Origin of the sequence: Rhizobium aethiopicum (assembly GCF_014197535.1) — a bacterium.
Taxonomy (GTDB): Bacteria; Pseudomonadota; Alphaproteobacteria; order Rhizobiales; family Rhizobiaceae; genus Rhizobium; species Rhizobium aethiopicum_A.
In genome coordinates, this window is the sequence record NZ_JACIFV010000002.1 from 97,017 (window position 1) to 115,011 (window position 17,995).

Annotated in this window: 18 protein-coding genes; 11 read left to right on the forward strand and 7 right to left on the reverse strand. The window is 59.9% G+C overall.

The window, feature by feature from the left end:
- The first annotated feature begins 164 nt into the window (after nucleotides 1-164).
- The gene (gene chpT, locus GGD53_RS03595; protein ID WP_184454304.1) at nucleotides 165-812 is read left to right on the forward strand and encodes a histidine phosphotransferase ChpT; all 648 of its coding nucleotides are present in this window, start codon (nucleotides 165-167) and stop codon (nucleotides 810-812) included.
- Between the two features lie 119 nt (nucleotides 813-931).
- A complete protein-coding gene (locus GGD53_RS03600; protein ID WP_011426567.1) occupies nucleotides 932-1,294 on the forward strand; it encodes a response regulator in 363 nt (120 codons plus the stop codon).
- Between the two features lie 217 nt (nucleotides 1,295-1,511).
- On the opposite strand, the gene ctrA is transcribed toward GGD53_RS03600, so the two are convergent.
- Nucleotides 1,512-2,213, reverse strand: a complete 702-nt coding sequence (gene ctrA / locus GGD53_RS03605) for a response regulator transcription factor CtrA (protein WP_007533606.1) — start codon at nucleotides 2,211-2,213, stop codon at nucleotides 1,512-1,514.
- 437 nt (nucleotides 2,214-2,650) lie between these two features.
- On the opposite strand from ctrA, the gene GGD53_RS03610 reads away from it, so the two are divergent.
- Nucleotides 2,651-3,004, forward strand: coding sequence for a hypothetical protein (locus GGD53_RS03610; protein ID WP_011426566.1), 354 nt, complete (start codon nucleotides 2,651-2,653; stop codon nucleotides 3,002-3,004).
- A gap of 156 nt (nucleotides 3,005-3,160) precedes the next feature.
- Here the strand turns inward: GGD53_RS03610 and GGD53_RS03615 are convergent, their stop codons facing one another.
- Nucleotides 3,161-3,439, reverse strand: coding sequence for a GNAT family N-acetyltransferase (locus GGD53_RS03615; RefSeq protein ID WP_183699090.1), 279 nt, complete (start codon nucleotides 3,437-3,439; stop codon nucleotides 3,161-3,163).
- A 135-nt stretch (nucleotides 3,440-3,574) separates the two neighbouring features.
- On the opposite strand from GGD53_RS03615, the gene GGD53_RS03620 reads away from it, so the two are divergent.
- Entirely contained in the window at nucleotides 3,575-4,042 is a 468-nt protein-coding gene (locus GGD53_RS03620) for a paraquat-inducible protein A (RefSeq protein WP_210303069.1), read from the forward strand.
- A gap of 20 nt (nucleotides 4,043-4,062) precedes the next feature.
- Here the strand turns inward: GGD53_RS03620 and GGD53_RS03625 are convergent, their stop codons facing one another.
- The gene (locus GGD53_RS03625; RefSeq protein ID WP_007533628.1) at nucleotides 4,063-4,338 is read right to left on the reverse strand and encodes a DUF1153 domain-containing protein; all 276 of its coding nucleotides are present in this window, start codon (nucleotides 4,336-4,338) and stop codon (nucleotides 4,063-4,065) included.
- 113 nt (nucleotides 4,339-4,451) lie between these two features.
- Here GGD53_RS03625 and GGD53_RS03630 point away from each other — a divergent pair, with 113 nt between their 5' ends.
- Entirely contained in the window at nucleotides 4,452-4,745 is a 294-nt protein-coding gene (locus tag GGD53_RS03630; protein ID WP_184453670.1) for a hypothetical protein, read from the forward strand.
- Nucleotides 4,746-5,108: 363 nt separating this feature from the next.
- On the opposite strand, the gene GGD53_RS03635 is transcribed toward GGD53_RS03630, so the two are convergent.
- Nucleotides 5,109-5,834 carry a sugar transferase gene (locus GGD53_RS03635; RefSeq protein ID WP_184453672.1) on the reverse strand — a complete coding sequence of 242 codons (726 nt, stop codon included), beginning with the start codon at nucleotides 5,832-5,834 and terminating at the stop codon, nucleotides 5,109-5,111.
- A gap of 638 nt (nucleotides 5,835-6,472) precedes the next feature.
- Nucleotides 6,473-7,270 carry a 3'(2'),5'-bisphosphate nucleotidase CysQ gene (gene cysQ / locus GGD53_RS03640; protein ID WP_184453674.1) on the reverse strand — a complete coding sequence of 266 codons (798 nt, stop codon included), beginning with the start codon at nucleotides 7,268-7,270 and terminating at the stop codon, nucleotides 6,473-6,475.
- A 535-nt stretch (nucleotides 7,271-7,805) separates the two neighbouring features.
- On the opposite strand from cysQ, the gene GGD53_RS03645 reads away from it, so the two are divergent.
- From GGD53_RS03645 to GGD53_RS03670, 6 genes are all read left to right on the forward strand, one after another.
- A complete protein-coding gene (locus tag GGD53_RS03645; protein ID WP_184453677.1) occupies nucleotides 7,806-8,708 on the forward strand; it encodes a branched-chain amino acid ABC transporter permease in 903 nt (300 codons plus the stop codon).
- Between the two features lie 4 nt (nucleotides 8,709-8,712).
- Nucleotides 8,713-10,104 carry a high-affinity branched-chain amino acid ABC transporter permease LivM gene (gene livM / locus GGD53_RS03650; RefSeq protein ID WP_184453679.1) on the forward strand — a complete coding sequence of 464 codons (1,392 nt, stop codon included), beginning with the start codon at nucleotides 8,713-8,715 and terminating at the stop codon, nucleotides 10,102-10,104.
- Nucleotides 10,104-10,979: an ABC transporter ATP-binding protein gene (locus GGD53_RS03655; protein WP_064804536.1), complete on the forward strand. Its 876-nt coding sequence runs from the start codon at nucleotides 10,104-10,106 to the stop codon at nucleotides 10,977-10,979. Before livM ends, GGD53_RS03655 begins: the two co-directional genes overlap by 1 nt.
- Nucleotides 10,979-11,722: an ABC transporter ATP-binding protein gene (locus tag GGD53_RS03660; protein ID WP_184453682.1), complete on the forward strand. Its 744-nt coding sequence runs from the start codon at nucleotides 10,979-10,981 to the stop codon at nucleotides 11,720-11,722. Before GGD53_RS03655 ends, GGD53_RS03660 begins: the two co-directional genes overlap by 1 nt.
- A gap of 18 nt (nucleotides 11,723-11,740) precedes the next feature.
- Entirely contained in the window at nucleotides 11,741-12,094 is a 354-nt protein-coding gene (locus tag GGD53_RS03665) for a DUF6867 family protein (protein WP_184453684.1), read from the forward strand.
- A gap of 120 nt (nucleotides 12,095-12,214) precedes the next feature.
- Entirely contained in the window at nucleotides 12,215-13,336 is a 1,122-nt protein-coding gene (locus tag GGD53_RS03670) for a branched-chain amino acid ABC transporter substrate-binding protein (RefSeq protein WP_088392846.1), read from the forward strand.
- A 199-nt stretch (nucleotides 13,337-13,535) separates the two neighbouring features.
- Here GGD53_RS03670 and GGD53_RS03675 read toward each other — a convergent pair whose 3' ends face one another.
- Entirely contained in the window at nucleotides 13,536-14,453 is a 918-nt protein-coding gene (locus GGD53_RS03675; protein WP_184453686.1) for a response regulator transcription factor, read from the reverse strand.
- Complete coding sequence (locus GGD53_RS03680; protein ID WP_184453688.1) at nucleotides 14,446-17,829, reverse strand: hybrid sensor histidine kinase/response regulator; 3,384 nt, start codon at nucleotides 17,827-17,829, stop codon at nucleotides 14,446-14,448. Before GGD53_RS03680 ends, GGD53_RS03675 begins: the two co-directional genes overlap by 8 nt.
- Nucleotides 17,830-17,995: the final 166 nt, after the last annotated feature.

The following is a 17,995-nucleotide window of genomic DNA, read 5'->3' on the forward strand; positions in this document are numbered from 1 at the left end:
CGGGCACCCGCTCGCGTCGATTGCTGCATTTTGCGCCGATGATCTTAACAATCGGTTTACCAAATATGGTGTCATTATGGCACTGAATACGATCGCAAACTTCGCGCAATTTTGATGAAGCATATTGCGGGCGCGATGAGATTGCCGCCCTTCAGGAGACGATGATGTCCAAGAACCCGAACCTCACCCTGTCCGGCCCGGATCTGGCCGCGCTTCTATGCAGCCGCGTTTGCCACGATGTCATCTCGCCCGTCGGCGCGATCAACAACGGCCTGGAACTTCTGGATGAAGGCGGCGCTGATTCCGATGCAATGGATCTGATCCGCACCAGTGCGCTCAACGCTTCCGTCCGCCTGAAATTCGCGCGCCTCGCCTTCGGCGCATCGGGTTCAGTCGGCGCCTCGATCGATACCGGCGAGGCCGAGCGGGCCGCCAAGGATTTTGCGATCGCCGAGAAGAAGACCGAGGTGATCTGGAACGGACCGCGTGCCATCGTGGCCAAGAACCGCGTCAAGCTGCTGCTCAACCTCTTCCTCGTCGCCTATTCGGCGATTCCGCGCGGCGGCGTGCTCGAGGTCACGCTCGAAAATCCCGAATTCGATGCCAAGTTCACGCTCACGGCAAAAGGCAAGCTGATGCGTCTGCCGCCGAAATTCGTCAAGATCTCGACGGGCACGATCGAGGAAGCGATCGACGCCCATTCGATCCAGCCGTACTACGCCGTGCTTCTGGCCGAGGAGTGCGGAATGACGCTCGACCACAGCGCAAGCCCGGACGAACTGGTGTTCACGGCGACGGTTGCTGCGGTCTGATTTTCGGGGTGCAGCAGCATGCTCTCGCCCGTCTGGTAACGATTCCTTAGCCTGATGGACCTATTCTCTTAGGTTGTGGAAGACCCCTCGTTGCGACGAATGCGGGGAAAGGAGCAGTCATGCAAAGGTTCATGATCACCGATAATTCGGACATTGTCCGTAAGGTCGGCAAGCGCATTCTCTCCGAACTCGACTTTCTCGTCAGCGAGGCCTCCAATGCCGCCGAGGCGCTGCAGCGCTGCCAGACAGAGTTGCCGGAATACCTGATCGTCGATTCCGGCATGGAAGGGGCGCTCGACCTCATCGCGGCCATCCGCGCCATGGACGGCGGCAAAGAGGTCAAGATCTACTACTGCGTCATCGAGGCGGATCTGAAGAAGCTGATGGCGGGTAAACGAGCTGGCGCCACCGATTTTCTGCTGAAGCCGTTCGATCGTAAGATCCTGACCGCCGTTTTCGGAAACCGCGCGATTGCTGCCTGACGGCAGCTTTCTTCCCGGCCGCATCGGTCGTCCCTGAGCATAGTGCCGAAAGCGCCGCCGGGCTCCGGCTGACGCTGCGCTTTTCCTTGAGCGGGATATCAACCTGTTCGGTCAGATCAGGCGGGATCCCTCTAACGGGGCGGCAGCGCCGGCAGCACAAACGAAAAATCCCGCCGAAAGGGCGGGATTTCGTCATCCGATAAGGGGGATCGGAAGATCAAGCGGTTTCCGCATATTCGGTGCCATCCGGCTCGCGAAGAACGTAACCACGGCCCCAGACGGTTTCGATGTAGTTGGCGCCGCCGGCGGCGTTGGCCAGCTTCTTGCGCAGCTTGCAGATGAAGACGTCGATGATCTTCAGTTCCGGCTCGTCCATACCACCGTAAAGATGGTTCAGGAACATTTCCTTGGTGAGGGTGGTGCCCTTGCGGAGCGAAAGCAGCTCCAGCATCTGGTATTCCTTGCCCGTCAGGTGGACGCGCTGGCCGCCGACTTCGACGGTCTTGGCATCGAGGTTGACGATGAGCTCGCCGGTCATGATGACCGACTGGGCGTGGCCCTTGGAGCGGCGAACGATAGCGTGGATGCGGGCGACCAGTTCATCCTTGTGGAACGGCTTGGTCATGTAGTCGTCGGCGCCGAAGCCGAGGCCGCGAACCTTGTCCTCGATGCCTGCCATGCCCGACAGAATGAGGATCGGTGTCTTGACCTTGGACAGCCGGAGAGTGCGGAGCACTTCATACCCGGACATGTCGGGCAGGTTCAGATCGAGAAGGATGATGTCGTAATCATACAGCTTGCCCAGATCGACGCCTTCTTCACCGAGATCGGTGGTATAAACATTAAAACTCTCTGATTTGAGCATCAATTCGATGCTCTGCGCCGTAGCGCTGTCATCCTCGATGAGAAGTACCCGCATAATTATCCCCTTTACCGCCGCCGAAAGGTGGTCTGGCCCCCTACACGCTACCCGAACAAGCTACGTGATTTGGAAGCTGCCACGAAATGGTTAACAAATTCTAATTCACTCTGGCAAGGAGTATCGAATTTATTAAATAATTTTTCCATTTCTCTGTTTTCCAATAGGAATCTCAAAAAGGTGCTCCTCAACATTAACATTAGGAAACAGCGCTAAGTGATTCATCCGACTCGCCAATGAAAAGGTTCGAACTTCATGCCGTGGCATTTACCGACCCTTAAATCATCGGGTCTATCATTAACGATGCCCGTAAACGAAAGGTTACCAGCGGTAGGTTTTTGTTAATATCGCAGGAAATTTTTTAGCAAACCGTGTCAAAGCGGCGCGCAGGGCGGTTTCAAGTTGAGCCGGGGTCTCGCATCACGGGAGTAATGCGTATGAAGTCGCGAGAAAGTCTCGTTCGCCTGAAAGAGTTTCAGGTGAACGAAAAACGACGTCAATTGCAGCAATTGCAGATGATGATGTCCGAATTCGAACGGATGACGAAGGATCTGGAGAGCCAGATCGTCGTCGAGGAAAAGAAGTCCGGTATATCCGACCCGAATCACTTTGCTTATCCGACCTTCGCCAAGGCCGCGCGTCAGCGGGCCGACAACCTGCAGGTTTCGATCAAGGAACTGAAGATGCAGGAAGAGGCGCTGGAACTGGCGCTTGAGGAAATGCAGGCGGAATATGCAAGGGCCACGGCGCTGGAGGAACGTGACAGCGGCGCCCGCGCCGCCAGGGCCTGAGAGAAAATGCGGGCGCCGGCGTCGGCGCCCCGGGAATTGTCACAGAGAAGCCATGTATGATGGGCGTGCCGTCCGTCATACATGGCTTTTGGTGTTTCCCGCGTGTTGCGTCCGCACGCCGCCGCTCCACACGGCGACCGCTTCAGGCGTCGCGAATCAGTTCACGACATCCTGCCATTCCGGATGACGTTGCGCCTGCGCCTTGAAGAACGGGCAGAGCGGAATGATCTTCCAACCGCCGGCGCGAGCCGCTTCCACCGCGTGCAGCGCCAATGCCTGGCCGACACCCTTGCCGCGCAGGGCATCGGGAACCGCCGTGTGATCGATGATGACGAGCTTTGGCGAGGCGCGCGAATAGGTCATCTCCGCCTCGTGCCCCTCGACGTCTACGGCATAACGACCGCCGGATGCGCCTTCCTCATTTCGAATGTCCATCGTCTTTCCTCGTACACAGATATTTATCGCAGCCGACGGTGACACGGCGGCGCGGTCGTGCCAAGCCGGCGGAACAGTTCCTCAGGGAGACGCAGTGTTCATGAAAAATGTCGGATCGGCGCGAGGTTTGGGGCAATGAGCGCGCTTTCGATCGTCCGCCCCGCGCTTCTCGTGGCAGCGCCGTTCCTCCTGGCGCTCGGGCTGATCTTGCCGCTGGTCCGTTTCGAGACGCTGTATTTCTTCGATCAGACCCCTTCGCTCATCGACATCGTCGTCTCGCTCTGGCAAGGCGGAGATGGGCTGCTGGCGGCGATCGTCGCGCTGGTCTCGATCGTGCTTCCGTTTCTGAAGATGATCGGGATTGCGGCGGAAGCGACGGCTGCCGGCAGCGGGGCCGGGAGCCTGTTCTATCGTCGCGTCGTGCCGCATCTGTCCAAGTGGTCAATGATGGACGTGCTGCTGGTCGCGATCGTCATTGCTGCGGCGAAGACAACGGGGTTGGCGGATGCCTTCACGCAGCCCGGCCTCTGGTGCTACGCCGCCTCGTCAATAATTTCGGGCCTTCTTCATTCCCTGATGGGAGATGCGCCCGGCCCGAAATAAATGTCGACGATGGCGTGCGATCAGTGGCGATATTGCTGGATGCGCGTGGTGCGCAGGCCGGCGAGGCCGTGGCTGTTGATCGACGACTGCCAGGAAAGGAATTCTTCGACCGTGAGCGTGTAACGCTCGCAGGCCTCTTCCAAGCTCAACAGGCCACCGCGCACAGCCGCGACAACCTCTGCCTTTCGGCGGATCACCCAGCGCCGCGTATTGGGCGGCGGAAGGTCCGCGATGGTCAGGGGGCTGCCATCGGGGCCGATGACATATTTCACTCGGGGACGTATCATTTCGGTCATTGGACTCTCTACACAACGCAAGACCACGAGCGCCACTCTAGCCTGCCACATTTAAAAATTGCCTAAGCCCAACGTAAGACTTTGATAACAAATTTAGATGCCCGGAGCGGCCGGTGAACGAGCCAGGCAAAATGCCGCCGGCACTCACGAGCACGTCGATCTCTTCTAAGGCACCGGTGACGGCGATGAAGCGGACGGTTCCGCCGATCTTCTGCGAGGAGGAATCGATTGCGGACGGTGCGGCCGATCAGGAAAATTGCCGCCGCGGCGCGCTCTTCCAGGTGGCCGGCCTGAAGAACGGCTCCGCCTTCGCTTTGCACGACACTGACCTGAAACAATACATTTTCGCTACCGGCCAGCCATGTCGGCATGGGAGCATTCTATGGCAATGCGCTGTGGCTGCGTGAGCTTCTGGACCAGCTCTCACGCAACAGCAATCCCGAAGATGGCTCGCCGGAACGTCTAGCCGGCGCCAGATCGAAGGGCTGCGCTGTCGGCGAATCGCAAGAGCAGCGATGAGATTGCGATCATTCTCGATCTCTCGTCGCACGCGGTCGATGGTTATCTGAAGAGCGCGATGTACACGCCATATACGGTCAACCGCACACAGGCGGTCGCCAGAAAGGAACCGGCCGCCCTGAGGCAGCCGGTCCTTTCTCACAAAAAGGCTAGAACAATTCCAGGCAAAGCGCGAAGCGCTTTTGCCGGGAATTGCCTAAAAGTACAAAGGTTAGAGCGGTTCTGCGCTTCCGCGGAAAGCTGAACCGCTCTTAAAAGCCTTTTCCGCCGGCCACTTCTGATACGACGGTCCCGACGATGATGCGCATGTCCATCAAGATCGAGAAATTCCCGACGTAATAAAGATCACAAGCGATGCGGGCGCGCGCCTTGGCGGGACGATCGGTCGGACCGCGCAGGCCACGCATCTGGGCAAGACCGGTCATGCCGGGGCGCATCGCGTGGCGCTGATGATATTCCGGCACGAGCTCTTCATAGAGCATGCCGCCGGCGCGCATGCCGATTGCATGGCAGCGAGGACCGACGACCGACATGTCGCCCAACAGCACGTTCAACAGCTGCGGCAACTCGTCGATATTCGTGCGGCGCAGAATAGCGCCGATACGGGTGATGCGGGGGTCGTTCTTCACCGTCTGGGCAACGCCCGAGACATCGCAAAGATCGGTGCGCATGGAACGGAACTTGTAGACCTTGATGGCCTTGCAGTTCTTACCCCAACGGGTCTGCTTGAACAGCACCGGTCCGGGGCTGTCGAGCTTGATCAGCAGGGCGACAAGGAGAAGGAAAGGGGCGAGGACGAGGAGGGCGCTCAACGACGAAACTATGTCGAACGCCCGCTTCAGGGCTAGATCCACCAACGGCGCCTGGGAGGCATCGCTATGGATGACAGGGGTTTGAATCTTCAGGCTCGGCTGCTGGCGGCGGCTCGGCCGGAAGGAATCAGTCGAAATGGTGTTGTTTAATTCCGTGATGCTCAAGGATCGTACTCTGTTGTCTTCGAGGGGCGCGGCGGCAATAGGCGATCAATGGTTTGCCCTGTGACCAAGGCTGCACTCAGGTGTTGGTAACCCTACTAAAACGGAAAAATGCGACAATTGTGTAATGGTGTCCAGAGAAATATCGCATCGCAACAAATCTTTCGCACTTGCGTTAAGTTGAGGCAACCTCATGATATTTCGTTAATAATTGGAATTTCGTCAAGGTTTTTAGGCCCTTGGCGAGGGCTTCCACAGGTCTGTCCTCGTGTTGTTTCGACACGCGACCGACGGTTGGCAGGCGGCGTTTTTAACGAATTCCGACGTGAATTTTTTTGCCGGATATGTTCGGCCGTTCTCAAAATGTGTCAGAATATGACAAAATCAAGGCCGAATCGACAGGGCTCAAAATCGTAAGGGATGGAGAGTCAGGCCAGGCCCGGAATCAAGCGCCCGCCTTGGCCAAATCACTTTCCGATTTCTACGACTGTCTGCGGTGCGGCTCGAACGCGTCAGGACGATATTTGAACGATTGAGAGCAGGGGCCGCAGTGGTCGCATGCGCCAAGGCATTCGTGGAGCGCGCGGCAGGCGCAGAACACATCATGAGCAATCATGGCATCTGCGAACGCCCGCGGACGGTCACGCCGGTTCGAGGACACGTTTCCTGCCGCCCCAGGAGATGAAGTTCGGGTTGGCAAAGTCGAAATCGGCCGCCGTCCCCGTCTTGCCATAGGTCAGCAGCGCCCCGTCGAGCGTCACCGTCGATCCCCCGGCGGCGCGCAGCACCGCATCGCCGGCCGCGGTGTCCCACTCCATCGTGCGGGTGAAGCGTGGATAGACGTCGGCCTTGCCTTCCGCCAGCAGGCAGAATTTCAGCGAGGAGCCGATATTGGTGCATTTGGAGATCGCGTGATCGGCGAGGAAGGTTCCCGTCTCCGGGCTGTTGTGACGAAGGCTTGCGAGCGCAAGCCGATCGTCCGGCTGCTCGCGCACGGCAATTGCGGTGCGCGCCCCGATGGTGAAGTCCTCGGTGACATCAAGCCTTTCGGCACGGCCGCGCTCTCCTAAGAAGGCGAGCCCGAGCGCCGGCGCGTAGACGATCCCGGCGACAGGGGCGCCATTCTCGATATAGGCGATGTTGACGGTGAATTCCTGCCGTCCGTCGACGAATTCACGGGTGCCGTCGAGCGGGTCGACCAGGAAGAAGCCCCTGCCGCTGATGTCGGGCACGTTTCCAGCGGCAACCGACTCTTCCGCCACGACGGGTATATCGGGATAATCCCTGGACAGATGGGCGAGGATGATACGTTCGGCCTCCTCGTCGGCAACCGTAACCGGGCTCGCGTCCGCCTTCATGGCAATGGGAAAGCCTTCGCGCAAAACCGCGATGATGGCCTTACCGGCTTCGAGCGCCGCCTTTTCAAATGTCGTCAGCATTGTCCTTTTGCCGTTCGCCGCGCGGCGAGCGCCCGCTGTCGCTCGTCGTCAACCATCCCTGTCGCACCAGATATCGATATGGTGATTCTCGCCGCGCCCCGCACCCCCGATAACGCAGCGTGAAGATGCTACCATAAGTTCCCGCAGCTGTCAGGCGAGGATGGCGGCATTCACCTGTGAAATACCATTCGCAAAAACTACGGGTTCAAGGGTTGAATTTGCGCTTTCTTCCAGCCTTGTGGAATAGCTTACGCGGGAAGCGACACAGGAAAGCGACGGCGCGCTTGCCGGATGGTTAAGCCGGCAGCCGGTTTTGGCGAAAAATGGGTCGGTCTTTGCCGATTTTCTGTGGATTTTGGTTCAAAATGCGCCATTTAGGCTTGTTCGAACAAGAATCTGCTGGAGTAAATCCTTTTTGTCTTCACATTTTCAACGAAACCGCTATGCATGCGGCCTATGAGGTTCCTCGAACGGGGAGCCGAATAACCAAAAAGAGATGCAGCATCTTCGGCTCGCATCCAGGGGAAAACGACATATGGAGTATTTCGTCCAGCAGCTCTTCAATGGGCTGACGCTCGGATCCATCTATGGCCTTGTGGCTATCGGCTATACGATGGTTTATGGCATTATCGGCATGATCAATTTCGCCCATGGCGACATCTTCATGCTCGGTGGTTTCGCCGCTCTTATCGTCTTTCTCGTCCTCACATCCATCTTCGCAGGTCTCCCGGTGGCAATTTTGCTGCTGGCGATGCTTGTCGTCGCGATGCTGATGACGAGTTTGTGGAATTGGACGATCGAGCGTGTCGCCTACCGTCCGCTGCGCGGATCCTTCCGCCTTGCACCGCTGATCACCGCGATCGGCATGTCGATCGTGCTGTCCAACTTCATCCAGGTGACGCAGGGGCCGCGCAACAAGCCGATCCCGCCGATGGTGAGCACGGTTTACCAGTTCGGCAACATCTCGGTGTCGCTGAAGCAGATCATCATCATCCTGATCACGGCGGTGTTGCTGACGGTCTTCTGGTATATCGTCAATCATACCGCGCTTGGCCGCGCCCAGCGCGCCACCGAGCAGGACCGCAAGATGGCTGCACTGCTCGGGGTCAATGTCGACCAGACGATCTCGATCACTTTCGTCATGGGGGCGGCGCTGGCTGCGGTCGCCGGGACGATGTATCTGATGTATTATGGCGTCGCTTCGTTCGCCGATGGTTTCACGCCGGGTGTGAAGGCATTTACCGCAGCCGTTCTCGGCGGCATCGGCTCGTTGCCGGGTGCCGTTCTCGGCGGGCTGATGATCGGCCTGATCGAGTCGCTGTGGTCAGCCTATTTCACCATCGCGTATAAGGATGTGGCGACCTTCGCCATCCTCGCTTTCGTGCTGATCTTCAAGCCGACGGGCATCCTCGGACGGCCGGAAGTCGAGAAGGTATAACGTCATGGCAAACATCGAGAATTCCGCAGGCAAGCCCGATGCCGGACTTGTCCGCAAAGGTCTTATCGAAGCCCTTTTCGCCGCCGTTCTCTCCCTCGGCATGTTCGTTCTCTATGTCGGCCTGAAAACCGATCAGAACATCAACAACGAGCTGATCATCGTCCAGCGCTGGGGACTGCTGGCGATCTTTGTCGCTATCGCCGCGATCGGCCGTTTCGCGATGGTCGTTTTCGTCAAGCCGAATATCGACCGCCGAAAACTCCGCAAGGCGCGGGAAGGCGATCTCGACATTTCGACCGAGAAGAGTTTCTTCCATCGGCATTTCCTGAAGATCGCGCTGCTGGCGCTGCTGCTTTATCCCGTGGTGATCGTGGCGCTTGTCGGCGCTCAGGGCTCGCTGAAATGGGTCGACAATTTCGGCATCCAGATCCTGATCTACGTGATGCTCGCCTGGGGGTTGAACATCGTCGTCGGCCTCGCGGGTCTCCTCGATCTCGGCTATGTCGCGTTCTATGCGGTCGGCGCTTATTCTTACGCGCTACTGTCGAGCTATTTCGGCCTGTCCTTCTGGTTGCTGCTGCCGCTTTCCGGCACCCTCGCAGCGCTCTGGGGCGTCATTCTCGGCTTCCCGGTGCTGCGTCTGCGCGGCGACTATCTCGCCATCGTCACGCTCGCCTTCGGTGAGATCATCCGCCTCGTCCTGATCAACTGGACCGACGTGACCAAGGGAACCTTCGGCATCTCGAGCATTCCGAAGGCGACGCTCTTCGGCATTCCCTTCGATGCGACGGCCGGCGGCTTTGCCAAGCTCTTTCACCTGCCGATGTCTTCCGCCTACTACAAGATTTTCCTTTTCTATCTGATCCTGGCGCTGTGCATGCTGACGGCCTACGTCACCATCCGCCTGCGGCGCATGCCGATCGGGCGTGCCTGGGAAGCGCTGCGTGAAGACGAGATCGCTTGCCGTTCGCTCGGCATCAACACAGTGACGACCAAGCTGACGGCGTTCGCGACGGGAGCCATGTTCGGTGGCTTCGCGGGCTCGTTCTTCGCCGCTCGCCAAGGCTTCGTCTCGCCGGAATCCTTCATCTTCCTGGAGTCGGCCGTCGTTCTCGCCATCGTCGTTCTCGGCGGCATGGGCTCGCTGACCGGCATTGCGATCGCCGCGATCGTCATGGTGGGCGGTACCGAAGCGCTGCGCGAAATGAATTTCCTGAAAGCAGTCTTCGGGCCCGACTTCACGCCGGAACTCTACCGGATGCTGCTCTTCGGTCTCGCCATGGTGGTCGTCATGCTGTTCAAACCGCGCGGTTTCGTCGGATCGCGTGAACCAACTGCCTTCCTCAAGACACGCAAGGCCGTATCCGGAAGCTTCACCAAGGAGGGCCACGGTTGATGAGCCCCGTCACCAATACGATGTCGAGCGACACGCTTCTCAAGGTCGAGCACCTGTCGATGAAGTTCGGCGGCCTGATGGCCATCAACGACTTCTCCTTCGAGGCCAAGCGCGGCGACATCACCGCGTTGATCGGTCCGAACGGCGCCGGCAAGACCACCGTCTTCAACTGCATCACCGGCTTCTATAAGCCGACGATGGGGATGATCACGCTTAATCAGAGAAGCGGCAAGCAGTACCTGCTGGAGCGCCTCCCGGACTTTCGCATCACCAAGGAAGCCAAGGTGGCGCGCACCTTCCAGAACATTCGGCTGTTTTCCGGCCTGACCGTTCTTGAAAATCTGCTCGTCGCTCAGCACAACAAGCTGATGCAGGCGTCGGGTTATACCATTCTCGGCCTCATCGGCATCGGCCCTTATAGGCGAGAAGCCGCAGCAGCCGTCGAGTTGGCGCGTCATTGGCTTGAAAAGGCCGATCTGATCGAGCGTGCCGACGATCCGGCAGGCGATCTGCCTTACGGCGCCCAGCGCCGTCTCGAGATCGCGCGTGCAATGTGCACGGGCCCGGAATTGCTCTGCCTGGACGAACCGGCCGCGGGCCTCAACCCACGCGAATCTGCTAAGCTCAACGAGCTTCTGCAGGGCATTCGCGCCGATACCGGAACCTCCATTCTCCTCATCGAGCATGACATGTCTGTGGTTATGGAAATCTCCGATCACGTCGTCGTCCTCGAATATGGCCAGAAGATTTCCGATGGCACGCCGGATCATGTGAAGCACGACCCGAAGGTCATTGCGGCCTATCTCGGCGTCGAGGATGAAGAAGTGGAAGAGGTGATCGCAACCGTCGAGCAGCTCGAAGGAGGCGCAAACTGATGGGCGATGCAGTCATGACGGGTCAACCGCTCCTTCAGGTGAATGGCGTCGAAACCTACTACGGCAATATCCGCGCGCTGGCCGGCATCGATGTCGCGGTCAACAAGGGCGAGATCGTCAGTCTGATCGGCGCCAATGGCGCCGGCAAGTCGACGCTGATGATGACGATCTGCGGCAGTCCCCAGGCCCGCAAGGGCTCGGTGGTCTTCGAGGGTCGCGAGATCACCCGTATGCCGACCCATGAAATCGCACGCCTGCGCATTGCGCAGTCGCCGGAAGGGCGCCGCATCTTCCCGCGCATGACGGTCATGGAAAACCTCCAGATGGGCGCGGGTCTCGATAATCTCAAATATTTCGCCGAGGACGTCGAGAAGATCTTCACGCTCTTCCCGCGTCTCAAGGAACGTCACGCCCAGCGCGGCGGCACGCTTTCGGGCGGCGAGCAGCAGATGCTGTCGATCGGCCGCGCACTGATGGCGCGTCCGAAGCTCTTGCTGCTCGACGAACCTTCGCTCGGCCTGGCGCCGCTGATCGTCAAGGGAATTTTCGAAGCGATCCGGAAGCTCAATGAGCTGGAAGGCCTCACCGTGTTTCTCGTCGAGCAGAACGCATTCGCGGCGCTGAGACTCTCGCACCGCGCCTACGTGATGGTGAATGGCAAGGTGACGATGAGCGGCTCCGGCAAGGAACTGCTTGCAAACCCGGAAGTCCGCGCCGCCTACCTCGAAGGCGGAAGACATTAGTCGAAGGGAGAGTTTGACATGCAGGGACTTTTCTTCGAAAGCGACGACGGCGTCCGGGTTGTCATTCGCGCCCTCGTCGTACTGATCGGCTTCTGGACGGCTTGGCGAGCCGGCAAGGCGGTTGCAGACGGCTGGAACAATTATCCGCTCGCCGTCGTCTACACCTTCCTCCTTGCCTGGGCGATGCAGTTTCTACACCATGCCCTGTTCAATGGACCGATGCTCAGCGGCCTCTTCTATGGCATCGACTTCGTGACCTTGCTGGTCTTCTCGACGGCCGGCTACCGCTTTCGCCGTACCAATCAGATGGTCAACAACTATTACTGGCTGTACGAAAAAACTTCCGCGTTTTCGTGGAAGGACAAACATTGACAGTCCGTTGAAACTAGGCATGAATTGCCTTCAGAGTGGAACAGCTTTCCTGGCGCAGTCAATGGTGGGTAATGCGCCGGGCCTTGGACCGGAACCCGCCCAAAAATTGGGAGTAACAATATGAAGAAGTCTCTTCTGTCGGCAGTGGCTCTGACGGCGATGGTCGCCTTCAGCGGCAACGCTTGGGCCGACGTCCTCATCGCTGTCGCTGGTCCGCTGACCGGCCCGAACGCCGCTTTCGGCGCTCAGCTTCAGAAGGGTGCCGAGCAGGCAGCCGCCGACATCAACGCTGCTGGCGGCATCAATGGCGAGCAGATCAAGATCGAGCTCGGCGACGACGTTTCCGACCCGAAGCAGGGCATTTCGGTCGCCAATAAATTCGTTGCCGACGGCGTCAAGTTCGTCATTGGCCACTTCAACTCGGGCGTTTCGATCCCGGCTTCGGAAGTCTATGCCGAAAACGGCATCCTCGAAATCACCCCGGCCGCCACGAACCCGAAGTTCACGGAACGGGGCCTCTGGAACACGTTCCGTACCTGCGGCCGTGACGATCAGCAGGGCGCCATCGCCGGCAAGTACCTCGCCGACCACTTCAAGGACGCCAAGATCGCCGTCGTTCACGACAAGACCCCCTACGGTCAGGGCCTTGCAGACGAAACCAAGAAGGCGATGAATGCCGCCGGCCTGACGGAAGTCATGTACGAAGGCATCAACGTCGGCGACAAGGACTTCTCGGCCCTCATCGCCAAGATGAAGGAAGCCGGCGTCTCGATCATCTATTGGGGCGGTCTGCACACCGAAGCCGGTCTCATCATCCGTCAGGCCGCAGACCAGGGCCTGAAGGCAACGCTGGTTTCCGGTGACGGTATCGTTTCGAACGAACTGGCCTCGATCGCAGGTGACGCTGTCGCCGGTACGCTCAACACCTTCGGCCCCGATCCGACGCTGAACCCGGCGAACAAGGAGCTCGTCGAAAAGTTCAAGGCCGCCGGTTTCAACCCGGAAGCCTATACGCTCTACTCCTACGCTGCCATGCAGGCGATTGTCGGTGCCGCCAAAGCTGCCGGTTCGGTGGATCCTGAAGCGGTTGCCACGGCCATGAAGGAAAAGGGTCCGTTCCCGACGGTTCTCGGCGACATTTCGTTCGACGAAAAGGGCGACCCGAAGATTCCTGGCTACATCATGTACGAATGGAAGAAGGGCGCGGACGGCAAGTACACCTACGTGCCGCAGGGCATGTAAGCTTTGCTTCCTAGGAATATGATCATTGAAGCCCGGTTCGCCGGGCTTCTTTTTTGGCGGCGCTTCATCCACGGCGCGGTCAGGCGGTGAAGCGGCGCTGTTCGGCGCTGGCTTGGATGGATGGAGAAGGCGATACTGCTGCCGCTTGTCAGCGGTGCGGTGGAGGAGACGTGATCCACGGAACGCCGTCCGCTATCCCTCAGATCTCATGCAGAACATGCGTCGCCTTCACGGCCGCCGACGCCCGGTTTTCGACGCCGAGTTTCACGTAGATCTGTTCGAGGTGTTTGTTCACTGTGCGCGCCGACAAGCCCAGTATTTCGCCGATGTCACGGTTTGCCTTGCCCTTGGCGATCCAGAGCAGCACTTCGGATTCTCGTTGGGTGAGCGCAAAACGCTGGCGCAGCATCTCGTCGTCGCTACGCTGGCTGGCGGCGGTGAGGCGGAATAGATATTCATCCGGGCCAATCGAACCGAGGAAGGCAAGCTGCAGCGCCGCCTGGCCGGCATGGGTGATTGAGATGATGCCGTCGCGCACTGCTGCCATGCGATCGCGCATCCAGCCGGCGATATGGCGGACGACGATCTCCATGCCGTCGTCACTGCCCATGGCGGCATTGACCAGCCGGGTCGCCTGCGGCGTCGACCAATGTATCGCGCCGTCGCCCTTGACCGCCAGCAGATGACGGCCGGCAGCGTCGAGCGCAACGCGGGCGCTCTGGGCCGAGCGGGCATTGCGCAGATGGACGCGGATGCGGGCGCGCAGTTCGTCGATGTTGATCGGCTTGGTGAGGTAATCGACGCCACCGGATTCCAGCGCGTGCACGACATGCTCGGTCTCCGTCAGGCCGGTCATGAAGATGACGGGCACCTGCGCTACAGTGGCATTCGCCTTCAGCCTGCGGCAGGTCTCGAAGCCGTCCATCACGGGCATCACGGCGTCGAGCAGGATCAGATCGGGCGTGATCCGCTCGACGATGCCAAGCGCTGCCGTGCCCGAGGTGGCGATCAGCACGGAGAAGCCGGATTGTTCGAGCGCGTCTGTGAGGAAACCGAGCGCTTCGGGCGAGTCGTCGACCAGCAGAACGATGTCGCGAGGGAGGGCCGGCTCAGCCAATGGATTCCACCTTTTCGTCGAAGTCGTGCAGGAAGGACATGAAGCCGGCCAGATCGAAGGCGGCCACATAGGGTCGAAGAGCCTCGGTGAATGGCCGATTTGCCTCCACCTTGGCAAGGTCCGAAAGCTTGGCTTCGATGCCCCTGATGTAACCGATCTCGCCGAGCCGCAGCAATTCCTGCACATGGGCGGCACCTGGGCCCCGCATCGGCGCCTCCATCTTTGCAGGAGCGGCGGGCGCGTCATCGGCATAGATCCAGTTCAGGCCGAGATGCAAAGCGAGCTTGTCGCGCAGCTGGCGGATGTCGACCGGCTTGCCGATCGCATCATTGTGGCTGTCGTCGCTGTCGCTCAGAACCGTCGCATCGCCGATGTTGGCCGAAAGCATCACAACCGGTGCTGTCTGACCAGCCTCACGCAGACGCGAGACGAGCTGCCAGCCGCTCATGCCGGGCATCAGTATATCGACGAGGAACAGATCGGGCAGGATGCCGTCGATCAGTGTCAGGCATTCGGCGCCGCCTGCCGCTGTCAGCACGATGAAATCGAGCGGCGCCAGGATTTCGCGCATCATCTCGCGGTGATCCTCGTTGTCGTCGACGACGACGATGGTGCGGCGCGGACCGTCGTAACCGACGATGCGCTTTTCCTGCGGCGGGGCGGCGGCGCGCATGACGGCGGACAGCATCAGCCGCACACGGAAGGTTGAACCCTCGTCCTTGACGCTCGAGACCGCAATCTCGCCACCAAGCGTGTTGGTCAGAAGCCGGGTGATGGTGAGGCCGAGACCGAGGCCAGGCATCGGCCGCACGCTGTCTGCCTCGCCCCGCTGGAAAGGTTCGTAGATGCGCGTCAGGTCCTTCTCGGCGATGCCGCGGCCGGTATCGGTGACGGTGAAGGTCGCGACCTGGCTGCGATAGGCGACATCGAAGGTGACGCTGCCTTCGTCGGTGAACTTGATGGCATTGGAGAGCAGGTTGACGAGAATCTGGCGCAGGCGCTTTTCGTCGGTGCGGACGAATTGAGGCAAGGCTGGCGAGCGATCATGGATGAAGGCGAGCCCCTTTGCCTGCGCCTGCGGCCGAAACAGTTCGATGATCTGGTCGAGGAAGTCATGGATGTTGATCTCGTTGGAATAGACCTGCAGGCGGCCGGCCTCGATCTTGGAAATATCGAGCAGGCCGTCGATCAGCCCCGAGAGATGTTCGGCGCTGCGGCGGATGACCTTGATCGAGGATTGGCGCGGCGCGGGGATCGTTTCGTCGCGTTCGAGGATCTGGGCATAGCCGAGCACGGCATTCAGCGGCGTGCGCAGTTCATGGCTGAGGCCGACGACATAGCGGCTCTTGGCGCGGTTGGCAGCCTCGGCCGTCTCCTTGGCATTCTGCAGGGCGGCATCGGTTTTCTTGTGGGCGGCGATTTCCTTGAGCAGCAGCGTGTTCTGGCGCGAGGATTCCTCCTCGGCGACGACGCGGCTGTCATGGGCGAGCACATAGAACCAGCAGACGACGCCTGAAATCACCGAGAAGACAAAGAAGACGATCAGAATGGTGCGATCGACAACCTCTGCCGTTTCCGGCGAGGCGGAGGCGACCTGATGGGCGATCATCGCCAGGATCGCGCCGATGGTGGTCAGCGCCAGGGCGACGGCGATGGCATAGCGGCCGAGTCGCGTCGTCAGCTTGCCCAGAATACTCTCCGGCAGCAGCGTCCTCGCGACCGTACCGACCTGGGCGTTAAAACGCGCGGCCGGCTTGCACATGTCGTGGCAGCGGCTGTCGAGCGAGCAGCAGAGCGAGCAGATCGGGGCGGCATAGGCCGGGCACCAGGCCATATCCTCCGGTTCGAATGGGTGCTCGCAGACGGAACAGGTGATGTTCGTCTGGTTCTTCCAGCTCTGGCGCGGCTTGCGCGCGAGGTAGAATTTCCCCTTTGTCGCCCAGGCGATCGCCGGCGTGGCGATGAGGGCGATGACGAGGGTGATATAGGGGGCGAGCGAAGCGGCTGTCTCGCCGAAGGCGCCGAAATGGGCGACGAGCGATATCGTCGCCGAAAGCGTCATGGCGCCGAGGCCGACCGGGTTGATGTCGTAGAGATGGGCGCGCTTGAACTCGATGCCGGGAGGGGCAAGCCCCAGCGGCTTGTTGATGAAGAGATCGGCCGAAATCGTGCAGAGCCAGGCCATGGCGATGATCGAGAAGATGCCGAGCGTCTCTTCCAGCAGCCTGTAGATGCCGAGTTCCATCAGGAGCAGGGCGATTGCGACGTTGAAGACAAGCCAGATGACACGGCCGGGATGGCTGTGGGTCAGCCGTGAGAAGAAATTCGACCAGGCGAGTGAGCCGGCATAGGCGTTCATCACGTTGATCTTGAGCTGCGAAACGACGACGAAGGCGGCCATCAGCAGCAGTGCAGCGTTATGCCAGGGAACCATGTAGCCGAAGGCGGTCAGATACATCTGCGCCGGATCGGCAGCACGGTCGAGAGGCACGCCCGAGGCGAGGGTCAGCACGACGAGAAACGAACCGGCAAGCAGCTTCGGTGCGCCGATGATGACCCAGCCGGGACCGGCGAGGAAGACGGCGAGGCGATGGCGCCACTTGCGCTGCGGGACCGGCGGCAGGAAGCGCAGGAAATCGGCCTGTTCGCCGATCTGCGACATCAGCGCCAGGATGACGGCGGAGGCTGCACCGAATTCAACCAGATCAAAGCCTGCGACGGTGCCGGGAGGACCCGAAGCATGATGGATGCCGGCGAAGGCGCGCCAGAGATCGAACTTTTCCCAGTCCATGAAGGCGATGAAGATGAAGGGCAGGATGTTCAGCACGATCCAGAAGGGCTGGGTCATCAGCTGGAACTTACTGATCAGCCGCACGCCGTGCGTCACCAGCGGGATCACCATGACGGCGCTGATGATGTAACCGATCCAGAGCGGAATGCCGAGGGTGAGCTCCAGCGCCCCGGACATGATTGAGGCTTCGATCGCAAACAGCATGAAGGTGAAGCCCGCGTAGATCAGCGAGGTGATGGTCGAGCCGATGTAGCCGAAACCGGCGCCGCGCGTCAGAAGATCGATGTCGACGCCGTGGCGGATGGCGTAGCGGCTGATCGGCAGGCCGATCGCCAGCATGGCGATCGAGGCGACGATGATGGCGTAGAAGGCGTTGGTGGTGCCGTAAGAGAGGGTGATCGCGGCGCCGATCGCTTCGAGCGCCAGGAAGGAGATTGCGCCGATCGCCGTCTGCGAGATGCGCTCGGAGGAAAAATGGCGGGCGCTCTTTGCGGTGAAGCGCAGCGCGTAATCTTCCAGCGTCTGGTTGGCGACCCAGCGATTATATTCGCGTCTCACCGGAATGATGCGTTGGCGCGCTGTCATGCCCTCTTTCCGGCACTCTCGTTGGGCTCATCGTTTCCACGGCAGTTTTGGCGGGATGGACGGGAAAGGCAAGGGGTGAGCACTGGCGGATTTGCAGAACAGTCATATTTTTGAAACGGCGCTGTCACGTATCCGCTCTAACCCTACCGCCGTTCGTTAAACCATT